Source organism: Bacteroidales bacterium, assembly GCA_035647615.1.
Taxonomy (GTDB): Bacteria; Bacteroidota; Bacteroidia; order Bacteroidales; family 4484-276; genus SABY01.
The window spans coordinates 103195-120400 of the sequence record DASRND010000008.1; the positions used below are offsets into that span (position 1 = coordinate 103195).

The following is a 17206-nucleotide window of genomic DNA, read 5'->3' on the forward strand; positions in this document are numbered from 1 at the left end:
ACCGACTAACATTTATTGAGTTTTCGCCCCAACGGGACGAAATTATTGCCGGTTAACAATTAACGATTGCCGATTAACGAATGGATAACGTTGCTTTATTCCAAAATGGTTTTTTGTGTCAGCATTTTTGAACCGGAGACAACATTCAGAAGATAAACACCACGTGGCCATCGGCTCGTTGGTATTGTTATCTCAGCATCTTTTTCGGTCATCTCCAAAATCAATTTCCCTGTAATATCCATTATTTTAATATCCAGCTCCAACTCCTGGCTGTTTTGGATGCGCAGAAAATCTCGGGCAGGATTGGGCGAAACGGAAACGCCTTCGGGCTGCTGCTGCTCATGGATGCTGCTCCAACCAAAAGGTGCTCTTGACCGGTAAATCTGCCAATGGCCATCTGTGTATGCTTCCCAGATAAGATACCCCCAACTAAAATTATCCCCACCAGACTCACCCAGGAAAAATTTCGGATTGCGGCATTCAGTTCCTAAGTTGCTAAGCTGAAAATATTCATTCCCGCCAAAATATATATTATTCATAAAAATCTCACGCGCACCTGCTGTGTCGTGGATAAAAGCACAATAGTAGAGTTCGGGATCATAGCCTTTCACAGCTATCCATGTGGAAAAAGCATCGTAATCGAAAATGGTGTCACTTTCTATCTCTAATTGATATTCATCATCCATACCCCACGACCTGCGAACATTATTAATGTACCATTTTTCGGCCGCTTTGTAGGTAAATGAAACCCATCCATCATTCATTTCAAAAGTGGTTCCTCCCAGAGTAGAAATCTCCTTCTCAGTTTTTAATATTTGTGGATCACTCCAATTATAGCCATAGGTCATTGATGACATCATCAGTGAGGTAGAATCATTATTTGGCCACAGCCAATAAACCTGGTCCTTCTGGACGACTATGTCAGTAATCTCACCGGTGAATACCGTATCCGGAACGCTAAAAGAAACATCTCCGCCACTATTGATCGGGTGAAAAGTCAGCACATGTCCATTGGAATGGTATGCCATAATAGAGTTATCATAGTAAGCGTAAGTGAAGAGGTTATTAACATTTCCTTCGGTAGCAAATGGAACCGGTAATGACTGACCGCCATCAGAGGCAATTTTTATGTAGTACAAATCAGTTTTCTCTCCGACAGCCTTTTCATAAAATACTACCCCAATCGTATCTTGGGGAAAGTACCACCAAGAATGGTACAGCTGAGGATTTTGGTAACGCACTCCCTCGTCGGCTATCAATGTCACGGGAGGATCGTTGGAGAGATACCTCCAATAAACAATGGCTGTAGATTCAGGATCGGTTTGCTGTTCCCAAATTAATAAATATCCTAATTCCTGCGCCGCGTATCCCATTACAGCATTTTGTTTGTCGTAATCATTCACGAAAAAGGGCACGGGTTCATCGAAGTTCTGGCTTTTTGCATTGTCGGTAAACGCCAGCAATACCAGCAAGAAAGTAAAGGTTCGTAATAAAGTTTTCATTTGTCTTAAGTTTTTATGATTAAAAAATCAACCTACTTATTCCACTACAATCTTCTGCGTAAGTCGTTTAGCTCCAGCGGTAGCACTCAAAATATACACGCCGCGTGGCCATTGGCTTGTAGCAACTGAGAACTCTGCGTCACCACCCGCTGTTTCAAAAATCAGCCTTCCACTAATATCCATTATTTTAATAACCAGCGCCAACTCCTGGCTGTTTTGGATGCGCAGAAAATCACGGGCAGGATTGGGCGAAACCGAAACGCCTTCGGGCTGCTGCTGCTCATGGATGCCTCCCCAGACAAAAGGCGCCCTTGATCGGTAAATTTGCCAATGACCATCCACGTAGGCTTCCCAAACAATGTAGCCCCACCACGAAGAATAATCAATCGGGTCGCCCAGATAAAATTTCGGGTTGCGACATTCTGTTCCTAAAAAGGTCAGTTGGAAATACTCATTGCCACCCCAATATGCATTATTGAGGAACACTTCGCGCGCTCCCGCTGTGTCTTTGATGTAGGCACAATAATACAAGTCAGGATTATCTCCTTTCACAGCAATCCATGTAGCAAAAGCATCATAATCGAAAATGCTGTCGCTTTCAAAATCCAGTTGGAATTCATCAACCATACCCCACAATGGTAAAATATTATTTATGTGCCACTTTTCGGCAGATTTGTATGTGTAAGAAATCCATCCTGCATTTTGCATAAAAGTAGTCCCTCCTATCGTGCTGATCTCCTTTTCTGTCTTTAGCACCACGGGTTCCGCCCATGGATTATAATTTCCCGACATCATCAGTGAGGTGGAGTCGTCGTGACGCGCCAGCCAGAAAAGCTGGCCAAAAGTGGTTTTTATGTCAGTAATCTCACCCGTAAATATCGTGTCGGGTGTGCTAAACGAAGGTATGCCACCAATTTGCTTTTCATAAAAAGTCAGCAGGTGCCCATTGGAATGATAGGCTAACCAATTATCATTGTATGAAAGAGCCAACAGATTGTTCGTATTGCCCTCGGTGGCTAATGCGTAAGGTGCAGATTGTCCGCCATCGGGAGCCAGCTTTATGTAATAAAGTCCGGTGGTTTCGCCAACAACCTTTTCATAAAAAATAATCCCTGTCGAATCATTGAGATTTCCGTAGTGTGAATAATACAACTGCGGATTGCGGTAATGCACACCCTCGTCGGCTATCAAAGTTACGGGAGGATTGGGCGACCGATAGCTCAAATAAGCAATGGCCGTGGAAGCCGAATCGGTTTGCTGTTCGTACACAAGCAGCCATCCTAAATAGTCGGCAGCATAACCCAAGACAGCGTTTTGTTTATCGTAATCATCCGTGACAAACGGTTCGACCCCGTCGAAAAACTGGCTTTTTGCTTTGTTGGTAAAAACCAGCATCACCAGCAGGATGAAAAAGGCTTTTAATAATGTTTTCATAGCGCTAAGTTTTTAAGTTTTTGTTTTGAAAAGGAAAGTCTATACAAAGGAAAAAAAAATCGGATATAAAAACAAAAACCTGGGAGTTTTTTTTCAATTAAAGATTTGGCGTCAATTGAAATATGATTTATTGTGTTTTGAAATTTGTCCGCTATGGCGTTTGGACGAGGTTGTACCTCTGTAGCTGATGTCTGGTGTTTGGACGAGGCTGCGCCTCGTCCGGCCTATTTTTACAGGCTGCGCCTGTTATACTTCGTCAATCGCGATTCCAAATTGATTTCGCCCCTTTGGGGCTTCTTCATTTCGCCAATTACTATCATAGCGCTGTGCGCTATGCTAATGATTTCGCCCCTTTGGACTTTAATTCAAAATTCAAACTACGATTTTTGTCATTCAATTGCATTTCAAGACGCACGGCCGTGCGTCTCTACATTCCATATCATTTGGCATTCGTTAATCGAAAATTGTTAATCGTTATTCGTAAATCAACAATCGTAAATCGCCCTTCGCTACATATTTCTCCGGTACTGCCCTCCCACTCTGAAAAGTGCATCGGTGATCTGTCCCAGCGAAGCGTGTTTGGTAACTTCCATCAGCGCGTCGAACATATTTTGGTTGTCGATGGCCTGCTGCCGCAGCATCTTCAGGCTTTCCTCAGCTTCGGCCGGCCAGGTTTTGTGCAGTTGTTCGAGCATCATTATCTGATATTCTTTTTCGGTGGTGGTGGCGCGGATTACCTCGCCGGGCAGCACCGTTGGCGAACCCGTGGAAGAGAGGAAAGTGTTGACGCCCATTATCGGCAACTTGCCGCTGTGCTTCATCGATTCGTAATAAAGCGACTCATCCTGAATCTTGCCGCGCTGGTACATGGTTTCCATGGCGCCAAGCACGCCTCCCCGTTCGGTGATGCGGTCGAACTCGCTCAGCACAGCTTCTTCCACCAGCTCCGTAAGTTCCTCGATGATGAAAGAACCTTGCAACGGGTTTTGGTTTTTGGCCAATCCCAACTCGTGATTGATGATCATTTGTATAGCAATGGCACGGCGCACCGAAGCTTCGGTAGGCGTGGTGATAGCTTCATCAAAAGCATTTGTGTGAAGCGAATTGCAGTTGTCGTAGATCGCATAAAGTGCCTGCAGCGTGGTGCGGATGTCGTTGAAATCTATTTCCTGCGCATGGAGCGAGCGACCGGACGTCTGGATATGGTATTTCAGCTTTTGCGAACGATCGTCTGCATCATATTTCAGCTTCATGGCTTTGGCCCAGATCAAACGCGCCACGCGGCCCAGCACTGAATATTCGGCATCGATGCCATTAGAAAAGAAAAACGAAAGATTAGGTGCAAATTTGTTGAAGTCCATGCCGCGGCTGGCATAATATTCTACGTAAGTAAAACCATTGGCCAGCGTAAAAGCCAGTTGTGTGATGGGATTGGCGCCAGCTTCGGCGATATGGTAGCCCGAAATACTCACCGAGTAGAAATTGCGTACATTATTGTCGATAAAATATTGCTGCACGTCGCCCATGAGTTTGAGCGAAAAATCGGTGGAGAGGATACAGGTGTTTTGTGCCTGGTCTTCTTTGAGTATGTCGGCCTGCACAGTGCCGCGAACACGGCTTATTGTATCTTTTTTGATGCGCTGATAAACCTCGGCGGGAAGTGCCTGGTCGCCGGTGATGCCAAGCAGCATCAGCCCCAGTCCGTCATTGCCTGCTGGCAGTTCGCCCTGATAAGATGGTCGTTGTGTTCCACGTTTTTTATAAAGGTCGGCGATTTTCTTTTCCACCTCTTTTTCCATACCGTTTTTACGGATATAAATTTCACATTGCTGATCGATGGCGGCATTCATAAAAAATCCTACCAAAGTAGGCGCTGGCCCGTTGATGGTCATCGAGACGCTGGTTTTGGCATCCACCAGATTAAAACCCGAATAGAGTTTCTTGGCATCGTCGAGGCAGCAAATCGAAACGCCCGAGTTGCCAACCTTTCCGTAGATGTCGGGGCGTCGTGCCGGATCGTGGCCATACAACGTCACCGAATCGAAAGCCGTAGAAAGCCGCCGCGCGGGCATGCCAAACGAAACGTAATGAAACCGTTTGTTGGTGCGTTCGGGACCGCCTTCGCCGGCAAACATGCGCGTGGGGTCTTCGCCCTCGCGCTTAAACGGAAATACGCCAGCAGCAAAAGGGAATTCGCCAGGCACATTTTCGCGCAGGTTCCATTTTAAAATATCGCCCCACGCCGTATATTGCGGCAGCGAAATTTTAGGCACCTGCAGGTGCGACAGCGTTTCGGTGTGCGTCTCCACGCATATTTCGCTTTCGCGAACGGTGTAACAGAACATTTTTTCACGCAACAACCTGCGTTTTTCGCTCCATGTTTCCAAAACCTTTCTGTTGTGCGGATCGAGATTCAAATCGATTTCGTCATAAACCTTCTGAAGGTTTTCGGCAGCAGCCTCATCACCTTTTTGTTTTAATATGCTAATGCTTTCGTGAAAGGCAAAAAGCTGTTGCGCAATGTTGCCTTGCTTTTCGACCCATTTATTATACCGCCGAACGGTTTCCGAAATTTCAGAAAGATAGCGTACACGTGCCGGCGGGATGATGTGGATTTTCTCCGACATCTCCTGCCCTACCTGCATTTTGGTTTCCAAAGGAGCACCAGTCTTTTCGACGATGAGGTGCATCAACGCGCGGTAAAGTTCGTTGGTGCCCGGATCGTTGAACTGAGAAGCAATAGAACCGTAAACCGGCATGGTGGCAGGACTTTCGTCGAAGCGCATGTGGTTGCGCTGGTATTGTTTTTTTACATCGCGCAAAGCATCGGGGGCACCGCGTTTATCAAATTTATTGAGGGCGATGATGTCGGCAAAATCGAGCATATCAATTTTTTCGAGCTGGGTAGCTGCGCCATATTCGGGCGTCATTACGTACATCGAAACATCGCTATGATCGACAATTGAAGTATCGCTTTGGCCGATGCCGGAAGTTTCGAGGAAGATCAGATCGAAGCCGGCAAGTTTCAAGATGCAAACGGCGTCGCGGACATAGCGCGAAAGTGTGAGATTGCTTTGACGCGTGGCCAGGGAGCGCATATATACGCGCGGATTGCTGATGGAGTTCATGCGGATACGGTCGCCAAGCAGAGCACCGCCGGTCTTGCGTTTGGAAGGATCGACTGAGATGATGCCGAGGGTTTTGTCGGGGAAATCGTCGAGAAAGCGCCGTACAATTTCATCGATAAGCGACGACTTGCCCGAACCACCAGTGCCAGTGATGCCCAGCACAGGCGTGGTCTGGTCGCATCCGGCCGTGATTTCTTCAAGAAAACTCACGGTGCTCTCCGGGAAGTTTTCTACAGCCGAAATAACCTGCGAGATGTGCAGCACATCTTTCTGCTTGATTTTATCAATATCAGGTTTCACATTTTTTCCTGTAGGATGATCCGACTTTTGCAACAGGTCGTTGATCATTCCCTGCAAGCCCATCGAGCGTCCTTCGTCGGGCGAATAGATGCGCGTTATGCCATAAGCATGTAGCTCAGCGGCTTCTTCGGGAAGTATAACACCGCCGCCGCCGCCAAATATTTTGATATGACCGGCACCATTTTCTTTAAAAAGATCGTACATATATTTAAAAAACTCCATGTGGCCGCCCTGGTAGGAAGTGATGGCCACTGCCTGTGCATCTTCCTGAATGGCACAGTCTACGATATCCTGCACGGAGCGGTCGTGCCCGAGATGAATCACCTCGGCACCCGAAGCCTGGATGATGCGCCGCATAACGTTGATGGCGGCATCATGTCCATCGAACAAAGAAGCTGCTGTAACGATGCGGATTTTATTTTTGGGTTTATAGGTCTTGGATTGTTGCATCTGAAGTTGTTTTTTAAGTTATTAATGAACAAAGATAAATTTATTTGAAAAAGGAAATGTCGGCAGAATGCAGGATGGGTAAAATGTAATTAATCAAATCGCATGAAGAAAAGACGCCAGATCGGACGTCTTTACAATATTGAATAAAATTGGTTCCATTTGAATTAGAGACGCCAGATTGGACGTCTTTACAAAACTGAATAAAAACGAGGTGTCGCTCCTACGGAGCTTTGTTTGTCGTGGACATTCCGTTCTACCATAATGTCGCTCCTACGGTGCTTTTCTTTTAAAATTCTCGGTGATGGGTTTTTGTTGGTAACAGCCTCGTAGAGGCGGTATTATGGTAGAAATCCATTAACGAACCGGTTAATAGCCTCGTGGAGGCGACATTATGGTTGTTGAATTTTAATTTTACCTCAATAAAAACGAGGTGTCGCACCTACGGAGCCTTGCTTACCGGTGATGTTTTTTTCTACCAATATTTGTTTGCTACAGAGCTTTCGCAGCTTTACAATAATTTACCCCGGATGATAGAAAAATGATTTTCCTACATTTGCCCGTTACCGAAATTATAAAAATTAAGATGGCAAAATACGGAAAATGGATAGGCGGTGGACTGGGCTGGGCTTTGGGAGGCCCCATCGGCGCTTTGTTAGGATTTTTATTTGGGTCGATGTTCGACGGTGCTACCTCTGGCGCCGAAAGCTGGCTGCCACCTCCCGGTAAAGGAACCTCCACGCAGACCGGTGGTTACCGGCAGCAAACTTACGGACGCCCACAAACACAAACCGGCGACTTCCTGATGAGTCTGATGATTCTGGCAGCCGCCGTAATGAAGGCCGACAACCGCGTGTTGAAGTCGGAGCTGGAGTATGTGCGCAGCTTCCTGCGCAGCCAGTTCAGCGAAGAGGTGACGCAACAAAACATCCTAATGCTGCGCCGGATCTTAGAGACTGATTATGATCTTTCGGCGGTGGCACGCCAGGTAGGCCGCTTCATGGATCAGGCATCACGATTGCAACTGCTGCACTTCCTGTTTGGAATCGCTCAGGCCGACGGCCATAGTCACCCTAAAGAAGTAGAGGTAATCCAGCGAATTGCCCAACTCATGGGCATCAGCCAAAGCGATTTCGACTCGATCAAGGCGATGTTTGTTAAGGATCAGTATCGCAATTTTACAATCCTTGAAATCACCCCCGACGCAAGCGATGAGGAGATCAAAAAAGCTTATCGCAAAATGGCTGTGAAATATCATCCCGACAAGGTGGCACATCTGGGCGAAGATATTCAGGAAGCCGCCAAACGGAAATTCCAGGAACTCAACAACGCCTACAGCGAGCTGCGTAAGGAGAGAGGGATTGTATAGTTCGCAAGGCGGAAGACGCTTGGCGCATGGCGCATGGCGCGGAGAGCAAAGAGCATAGCGTGAAGAAAACAGCACGTGGTTCCTTGCAGGGCTGGCAACCTATCCGTGGGTTCACAGCCCTGCATCCTATTATTATTTGAATATCGAACCGCAGATTATCGGATTTTGAATGCTTGGCGCATGGCACCCGTGAAATAGAATCAAAAGCATTCACATTAGATGCTAAACTTTTTGTACACCTTGCTCTCCGCGCCATGCGCCATGCTCTTTGCAAACTGCTATTCAAAACCAACACAAACGCACAAATGCTTCGAGCTACAACCATATTTTACCTAATTTTGCCAGCAACAAATTTTAACAATTAACAGTCTACAATTCATTTTTATATGAAACGATTTTACTTCCTGCCATTCCTCTTGCTGATGCTTCCGCTTGTAATGGTTCAACAGAATTTAGTAGCTCAAAACAAAGAAAGACCCGCCACACTGAAGCACTACATGGGTCCGGAAGAGGCCAAACTAAAGCATCTGATCGGGAAAGACGCCCGTGCTACCGACCCACCACCGGCACCGGTTACCAACATTGCCGAGTTTGATAAAATGCAGTCGGTATTGATTCGCTACAGCTTTGGAATCCCATACAATCTGATAGCTGCTATGTCGCAAAAATGTGGGGTGACCACACTGATAGCCCATGACAGCCTGCAAACTTACGTCACCAACAAATACATTCAGAACGGCGTCAACCTGGACAATTGCGATTTCATCATCGCTCCCTCCGACAGCTACTGGACGCGCGACTACGGCCCCTGGTTTGTTTTTGATGGCAACGACGAGATGGGCATCGTCGATTTTACTTACAACCGTCCCCGACCCAACGATAATGCAGTTCCCGCCAAAGTAGCGCAATTTATGGATGTTAACCTTTTTGCAATGAACATCAGCACCTGTGGTGGCAACTATATGTCCGACGGTATGGGCATCGCAGCCGCAACAGATTTGACATGGCAGGAAAATCCGCAATACACCCACCAGCAAATCGACGATATCTTTATGAATTTTCTTGGTATCGAAACGTACCATGTGGTGGATGATCCCAACAATACCTACATCGACCACATCGACTGCTGGGGGAAATTTCTCGACGTCAACAAAGTGATGATCCGTTCGGTGCCGTCGAGCCATCCGCAATACAATGCGATAGAAGCTGCTGCCGATTATTTTGCACAACAGATATCTTCATACGGAACACCGTTTGAGGTTTACAGGGTTTACACACCCAACAATCAGCCCTACTCCAATTCTTTGATTCTGAACGAACGCGTTTATGTGCCCTTTATGAATTCACAATGGGATGCAGCGGCATTGGCCAGCTATCAGGAAGCCATGCCGGGCTACGAAGTGATGGGTTTTACGGGCAGTTGGGAATCGACCGATGCTTTGCACTGCCGCACCAAAGGCCTCGCAGACCTCAACCAGGTACACATCCGCCACGTTCCGCTTTCGGGAAACTTACCTTACCAAAACAGCTACACCGTCGATGCTACAATAAAAGCTTTTAGCGGAAGCGAACTAAATCCAGATTCGGTTTTGATTTTTCATCGTGCCAACGAAGGTGCCTGGGAAACAACACCGATAACCAACACCGGCGGACAACAGTGGAGTGGCGATATTCCTGAAGCTGCTTCGGGCAGCCTCATAGAATACTATCTTTTCGCTGCTGATCAGGCCGACAACCGCATCACACATCCTTTTATCGGCGCACCCGACCCACATTTTTTCTTTGTGGATGAACAGGCTTTTGCACAAATAAGTGTGACGCCGGATAGCCTCAGCGCAATTTTACCTCCCGGTGGCACCTGCCAGAGAACGCTAAACATTATCAATCTCGGTGAGATCCCTCTTAATTACATCCTTACCACCAACACTGCAATGTTTGAAGATTTGACCGTGGAAGTTGCCGACAGTCCGCAGGCCACAGCTTACAATTACAACACCTGGGACGAGTCTGGCTGGATAGAGTTTCAAGTAGAAGGAATCCAAATACTACAGGATGTTACAGTAAGTTATAACTGGATTACTGACAACCATCCCGAAGATGGCAGCCTGCACCTGATGTCGCCGCAAGGCACCCATACTGTAGTAGCAGCAGGACAGCCAAGCGGCAACTACGTGCAGATGGTTTCTGACTTTATGAATGAGCAGGGCGACGGCACCTGGCGTATGTGGATAGAAGACAGCTACGGCGACGGCGGCTGTCGGGCTACCAACATCGAGGTCACCTTCACCAGCAACGTCAATACTTTTCCCTGGATTTATGGAGGACCGATACAAGGAACTTTAGGTCCCCTACAAATTGCTGCTATCTCTATACCTTTCAATGCCGGCGACTTGTTGCCAGGAATTTATGAAGGTTCCGTGGATATTGCTTCCAACGACCCGATCCACCCACTCTTGATAATTCCTGTCACCCTTCAGGTGTTGGCGCCCGGCTATGCTGTGTGCCAGCCCGACACATTGTGGATACTTGAAGAAGAGCAACTCTATGAAGGAGTAACTGCCACCGTATTCAATCCTTCGGGTGCTTCGGTCACTATCGAGGAAATTACCGGCTCGGGTCAACTCGACTGGACGATCAGAGACCTCTCCGATGAGCTCCCCCATACGATACAGCCCGGGGAACAACTCACGTTCAACGTAAAGTTAGACGTGATCATGCCGGAAGTCAATATGGTATATGATTATCTTAACGTCGTCACCTCTGAAGGTGTGGTCATTCAGAATATTGCTATCGATTGGGATTTGATGATAAACATCGATAACCCGATTGCAAAATCCGTCAGTTGCTATCCCAATCCTTTTGCTTCCAGGCTCACCATCGATCTCAACAGCAGCGCCGTCAAAAGTGTGCGCATTTTGGATTTTAATGGTAAAACTGTTAAGACGTTTACCAGGGAAGAGCTTTCGCAGAATAAAGTGGTATGGAATACACGCACTTCTGCAGGTATTGCTACCAATGGAGTTTATTTTGTTGAAGTAGCTTCAGATGGCAAAAAGGAAATCTTTAAAGTATTAAAAACGGAATAATGTCCGGCATTCATTTAAAAAAAACCACTGTTGTCCGGCAAACATAGTTTTCCATAAATAGATTCTTCTCCGCCGGTTGGCGGATCAGAATGACAGGCTGTTAGGGTTCTTGGGAGGGCTTAGTCGGAGGCTGCGCCTCCGACTAAGCCCTCCCTCCCCCAATTCATCGCAAACCACTGTCATTCTGAGCACAGCGAAGAATCTATTGTTTTTAACCGGACACCAGTGAAAAAAAACCTTCCGTGGCAGTATGTCCGGAAGGTTTTTTTTGTTTGTTATAAAATAATATTTCATAGTGTAATACCGTGTTTTACAAAGAGTAACACTGTGTAATTATTCTTTGTGAGCTTCGACAGGCTGGCTTCGACAAGCTCAGCCACCGCAGCCACCGCAGCCACCGCAGCCACCACAGCCACCACAGAGCAAGTGTTGTTTTTATAAGTTTCACAGTGTTACCTTTCGGCAAGCTCAAGCCGTGACTCTGTGAAATCATACTTAATTCCAAGTAGACCAAAACGTAAAGAGCGGTATCTTGTGAAAATAATTCAGTCAGGCTTCTTCAATGGCCGAATTTTTGTCATCTTTGACATCGCATTTATCAATCTTTTTGTTAATACCTAAAAACATGAAAACACAACGAAAAATAACGACTATCGTCATGGCAATCTTCGCTTTGATGGTGCTTCAGTTTGCAGGCTGTACCGACGATGAGAACCTCAACAATCCGACGAATGACCGCACAAAATTTCTTGGCAAATGGATGGTCGACGAATCCTGTGTGCGGCTCGACTATGAAGCATTAATTGTTGCCGATCCCTCGAACGACACGCGGGTACTCATCCAAAACTTTGCTTTTCCCGGCCCCGGATCAGATCCGGCCTATGGTACTGTGAGTGGCGATGTAATTACGCTACCCTTGCAAACCATCGGCGACAACTGGCGGGTAAAAGGCATCGGCACCTGGCAGGGCAAAGGCATCCTGTGGAAATATTATATCGAGATTGGCGCCGTAGGCTCCGACTGCGAAGCCAATTACAAGTAAGGGGAGAGGGAAATTTACAGCAACACTGTTTACTTTTCAAAAATTAAAGATTGAGGGAGCATCAATAGGAAAGGCAACGATTTTTTGAACTGCTGTAAATCCGACCATTTGAGATTTTTGCCAGTTGTAAATCACAATGAAATTTGTACAAAACCAAGAAATAATATCATCCATTAAAATCACTTAACATCTTCTTCGCAAACATTTGAACCCTGTCAAGATCATTTTCATCTGGATGAGATAAAGCGTTATGGTAATTATTAATCATATCCATGATTTCTCTATTTCCAGGCTTTTCCTCAAGCATTTTAGAATACCGTTCCAATACGTTTTTCGCCATCTTTCCCTGACACATAAAGCTTCCGATAATGTTATTCGATTTCGGTATGTATGATTTGACCTCTTCTAATATGGTCTCAAAATAGCTTTCCGAACCTCCAAATCCTGCGGTGCCGAAGAGTGCGATTTTTTGATTTTCCAATGATTCTAAATAATGTTTGATTTCATCAGTACATGAACCTTTATGAACGCAGAAACCAACAAACAAGATATCGGCATCATGATTCGCACTTCCTTCGATTTCGCCACAATAAGTGCAAGAGCTTTCCTTTAAAGCGTCTTTTATTGCTTCGGCAATAATTTTCGTATTTCCCGTAAAAGAGGAGTACACTATCATGTAATTCATAGGCGCATAAGTTAGATATCCATATTATTAAATCAATCTATTTTCATTGTCAATTCGCTGTCCGGACGCACATCATCTGGCTCCTGCTTTAAAAAACCTAGCTGTGTAGGTGGATTTATCTTTACAACAGACAACCCAAAAAAGGCCGGCGGTGAAACCGGATAAATCGATTTGAAATTCGCTCTCTCTGATTTGCTGCTGATAAACCCGCTCTCCCATTACATTATAAATAACCATTCGTCCATCAACATTTTCCCCGGCGACCACGAAACTAACTTTATCGACAGCGGGATTGGGAAATATTTTAATTCCGGAATCGGTACTGATTTCCTCTATGCTAATCGTATTCCACGATTGTTCGAAAGTTATCCGCGTTGAATTCTGGAGAGAATCGTTGAACGCGGCAAAGGCTGTCAGATTATCACGTAAGGAATAGTCGAGCCACAGCGTCAAAAATTCGAAGGTGATCAATTGCTGCTCTTCTCTTGTAATATCGAGGGAAGGGTTGCAGAGTGATTCGCCCAGGTTGCAGAAAAAATTGAAATCAGCAAAATAACAATGGCCACCATTAATAATGGTTATGTGTGTTTTACAATCTGAGGCCAGATTGTCGTACATCGGAACCTGGTGTTCGCCAGCAGGAGTCACGCAATCGTCGCTGCCCGAAAACATAAGAGTAGGCGCATCAATGTTGGCTGCGGCGGCTATGGCAGAAGGAGTGGTTTCAGCAGCAGCGAAATTTATCAATGTGCTGATCGCCGGATTATTTTCTGCTGCCAAAAACGAAGCGCCCCCTCCCATCGAGTGACCCATAAGCGCAGTTTTTTCGCTTAACTTGTCAAAGAAAATGGAACCGCTGCTCCCATTTTCAATTTGCATCTGAGCAGCCACGAATTTTATATCGGCACCAAAATTTTCGTGGCTGGGGCTAAGCCCCGTTTCAGTTGTAGGGAAACAAATCACATAGCCGTCGGGAACCAACGCTGTCCAAAAGTTTTGATAGGCCTCCCAGCTCATCAAGAACCCATGACCGAAAACGATAACAGGGAAGCTCCCCAAAGCCACAGGCACATTTTCGCCTGCACTATCAGCCGGATAATAGATCTCAGTCACGACATTACGATTCCGGCTGCTATCAAAAAACGCCGCAGAGGTGTGCCCTACACCATAAGGCTGCGCCAACAAAGTGGCGGAAACAAGCAACAAGCCGGCAAGTATTGAGTAACTTCTTTTTTTCATCATTCACGCGGTTTTTATGATTGTACTTTTTTAGGTTTCATGATTTGGTTTAGCCCCCTACGAGCTATCGCACAGATAACCGAAAAGAGTACCCGTTGGTTTATTAAAAGCTGAGTTTTAATACTCCTTGTGTCGTAAGGTTTGTATTTTGTTGTGGCTGATGGTTAGTTTATGAAGCAATTGGAATATCGGGGGATTTTCTTGTCAAGTTACGGCTATGAACGAGATGAGTTAAAACTTTAGAATTCGCACAAACAGCCAAATGTTTATATACGCTGTTATACCTTTGTTGTCCTTTCATCCGATTCAATTTCTTTAAGTGTTTTCCCGCTTTTATGTTTCCATTCGGTCAAACCATTTGCATTTCGTCCTAGTACGATTGATGCTGCCGTCGATGGACTGCTAAAGATGTAATCTTCGGGGAATTCAAGAAATTGACCTCTGTCAAGAAGCACTCCTTCGTCAATTAGTTTTTGTCTCAAGGTTATGAAATTTGACGTCATTGAGGTTACTGTCGAACCAGCTGCTTTTGAACCCTTGAAAACTACAAATCCGTCTGATGTTTGTTCGCCTTGTCCATCTGCACCACGTGCAGCTTTAATAAAAAATGTTTCTTGTTTTTGCTGTGGCTTAAACTCTCTCTTTTCGTCGAACACTTTGTGACCAAGTGTGTTTACAAGCATCTTGATATACTCAATAAATTCTTCCATTTCTGCTCTTTCTGATTCAGAAATTGAGGATTGAGTTGGAATGACAGAATTGTCAACCTTATAACGATTCGCAGTTTTGGCAATGTCGTGTAATCGGTTTTCCAAATATTTTATGTGGGCTTTGTTTAAGTTTTCATCCTTGCTAATAAATACAATTGCCTCATTCCAAAAGTCCTTTGAAGTCAATTGTTGATTTAGCCTTTTCAATATTGATTCAGCTTCTCCAATATAAACTTGATCCTTTCCGGCATCGTCTTTGCCAAAGAGAAGATAAACACCAGTACTCGAAAGGTCGTCACGGTCTGTGCATTCCTTGATTTTTATTCTTGGGATTTTATATGCCTTTCCTGACCAGTTGGATAGTTCACAACTCATCCTTCCGTTTGGGTCGCCGTCGATGAGAAATATTTTTATTGTTTTACAGAATTTCATCTTTACTTGTTTATCGTTTTACAATGAAGCATGACGGCTGAGTACGTCATTTTGTGATTTTATTCCATTTATGTCTTTACGTAATTTCACAAACCGGCAAAGGTAAAATGATTTTGAATGAAAAAAACTCCCGGCTTTTTTAAAACCATAATGAATAAAGAAGTTTGGAAAAGTCACGCCGTGAATAACGCCAGACCAGGCAACAAATATTCGAACTGAAGTTCCATGCTCAAACAGCATTCACGGTGTGACTGCGGCTTGGAGAAAGTCACGCCGTGAATAACGCTGGCCAGACAACAAATATTCGAACTGAAGTTCCATGCTCAAACAGAATTCACGGGGTGACTGTGATCATGAAGGTTGTAAAAACAAAAAAAATCCTGCCGAAACCGACAGGATTTTTTGTTTGTGGTGCCCAAGACAAGAATCGAACTTGCACTTCCTTGCGAAAACTAGTCCCTGAAACTAGCGCGTCTACCAATTCCGCCACTTGGGCAAAGCGGGGGCAAAAGTAATACTTTAGTCGAGAATCCAAAACAAAAGTTTGTCTTTTTTCTCTTGCCTTCGCTCCTATACTTTATCGTGTGCGATCAGGATACACCTTGAGTGCCTCGCCCAGTATTTTTATCGATTGTTTCAAATCCTCCACTTTCAACACATAACTGATGCGCACTTCGTCGAGGCCGCGGCCAGGAGTGGAGTAAAATCCGGTAGCCGGCGCCAGCATAACAGTTTGGTTTTCGTAATGGTAGCTGTCGAGCAGCCACTGGCAAAACTTATCGCTGTTGTCGATGGGCAGTCGAGCTACCACATAAAAAGCACCGGATGGATTGGGGCAGAACGCTCCGGGAATCTCGTTGATGGCTTCGAAAACCGTATTACGGCGTTTGTGATATTCCGCCAGCACTTCTTCAAAATAGCTGTCGGGAGTAGCGATGGCAGCCTCGGCGGCAACCTGTCCAAAGCTGGGCGGGCTAAGACGTGCCTGCGCAAACTTCATGGCAGTAGCCATCAGCTCTTTATTTTTAGAAATCATCACACCAATGCGCACTCCGCACATGCTGTAACGCTTCGACACGGAGTCGATCAACACGGTGTGCTGGTCGAGGCCTGGCAGGTTCATCACCGAGTGATGCTCAAGTCCGTCATAGCAGAATTCGCGATAAACTTCATCAGCAATCAAAAACAGGTCATGTTTCAATGCAATCTCGCCAAGCATCTTCAGCTCTTCCTGATTGTAAAGATAACCGGTGGGATTGTTGGGATTACAAACCAGGATGGCTTTGGTGCGCGGAGTGATCACTTTTTCAAATTCAGCAATTGGAGGCAATCCGAAACCAGTCTCGATGGTGCTGTTGATGGGAACCACCTTGATGCCGGCATTGGTAGCAAAGCCGTTGTAATTAGCATAAAAAGGCTCCGGAATGATGATTTCTTCGCCCGGATCCATAATGCTTTGCATGGTAAAGAGCAGTGCCTCCGAAGCACCGGCACCCACGATAATCTCATCGGGTGCTACGTAAATATTATATTTCTGATAATAGTCGGCCAGCTTCTCGCGATACGAAGCATTGCCTGCCGAGTGGCTGTAGGCTACCAGCGGCTTGCTGTAGTTGCGAACAGCTTCCAGCGCCACTTCTGGCGTTTTTATGTCGGGTTGTCCGATGTTGAGGTGAAAAACTTTTACGCCTCGCTTTTTGGCTTCTTCGGCAAAGGGCACCAGCTTGCGGATAGGTGAAGATGGCATCGTCCTGCCTTTTTGTGATAATTTCGGCATCTTGAGAAGATTATTTTGTTTTATAAATAAAAAATCCCGGTCTTCACTTGTGTGA

10 protein-coding genes and 1 tRNA gene are annotated in these 17206 nt (G+C 45.6%); 3 read left to right on the forward strand and 8 right to left on the reverse strand.

Annotated features, from left to right (window positions below; translation table 11 throughout):
* Positions 1-95: 95 nt before the first annotated feature.
* The 3 genes from VFC92_04055 to VFC92_04065 form a co-directional block, all read right to left on the reverse strand.
* A complete protein-coding gene (locus VFC92_04055; protein ID HZK07352.1) occupies positions 96-1502 on the reverse strand; it encodes a T9SS type A sorting domain-containing protein in 1407 nt (468 codons plus the stop codon).
* Positions 1503-1538: 36 nt separating this feature from the next.
* A complete protein-coding gene (locus VFC92_04060) occupies positions 1539-2936 on the reverse strand; it encodes a T9SS type A sorting domain-containing protein (protein ID HZK07353.1) in 1398 nt (465 codons plus the stop codon).
* Positions 2937-3445: 509 nt separating this feature from the next.
* Positions 3446-6814, reverse strand: a complete 3369-nt coding sequence (locus tag VFC92_04065) for a methylmalonyl-CoA mutase family protein (protein ID HZK07354.1) — start codon at positions 6812-6814, stop codon at positions 3446-3448.
* Between the two features lie 538 nt (positions 6815-7352).
* On the opposite strand from VFC92_04065, the gene VFC92_04070 reads away from it, so the two are divergent.
* From VFC92_04070 to VFC92_04080, 3 genes are all read left to right on the forward strand, one after another.
* Positions 7353-8180, forward strand: coding sequence for a TerB family tellurite resistance protein (locus VFC92_04070; GenBank protein ID HZK07355.1), 828 nt, complete (start codon positions 7353-7355; stop codon positions 8178-8180).
* 386 nt (positions 8181-8566) lie between these two features.
* The gene (locus VFC92_04075) at positions 8567-11266 is read left to right on the forward strand and encodes an agmatine deiminase family protein (GenBank protein HZK07356.1); all 2700 of its coding nucleotides are present in this window, start codon (positions 8567-8569) and stop codon (positions 11264-11266) included.
* Positions 11267-11891: 625 nt separating this feature from the next.
* Complete coding sequence (locus VFC92_04080; GenBank protein ID HZK07357.1) at positions 11892-12308, forward strand: hypothetical protein; 417 nt, start codon at positions 11892-11894, stop codon at positions 12306-12308.
* Between the two features lie 166 nt (positions 12309-12474).
* Here VFC92_04080 and VFC92_04085 read toward each other — a convergent pair whose 3' ends face one another.
* The 5 genes from VFC92_04085 to VFC92_04105 all read right to left on the reverse strand — a co-directional run bounded on the left by VFC92_04085 (position 12475) and on the right by VFC92_04105 (position 17151).
* Positions 12475-12993, reverse strand: a complete 519-nt coding sequence (locus tag VFC92_04085) for a flavodoxin family protein (GenBank protein HZK07358.1) — start codon at positions 12991-12993, stop codon at positions 12475-12477.
* Positions 12994-13065: 72 nt separating this feature from the next.
* Positions 13066-14235, reverse strand: a complete 1170-nt coding sequence (locus VFC92_04090; GenBank protein ID HZK07359.1) for a T9SS type A sorting domain-containing protein — start codon at positions 14233-14235, stop codon at positions 13066-13068.
* A gap of 275 nt (positions 14236-14510) precedes the next feature.
* Complete coding sequence (locus tag VFC92_04095) at positions 14511-15374, reverse strand: GIY-YIG nuclease family protein (protein HZK07360.1); 864 nt, start codon at positions 15372-15374, stop codon at positions 14511-14513.
* Between the two features lie 409 nt (positions 15375-15783).
* Positions 15784-15870: transfer RNA gene (locus VFC92_04100), tRNA-Leu, on the reverse strand.
* A gap of 81 nt (positions 15871-15951) precedes the next feature.
* On the reverse strand, positions 15952-17151 hold the full coding sequence (locus tag VFC92_04105; GenBank protein HZK07361.1) for a pyridoxal phosphate-dependent aminotransferase: 1200 nt from the start codon (positions 17149-17151) through the stop codon (positions 15952-15954).
* Positions 17152-17206: the final 55 nt, after the last annotated feature.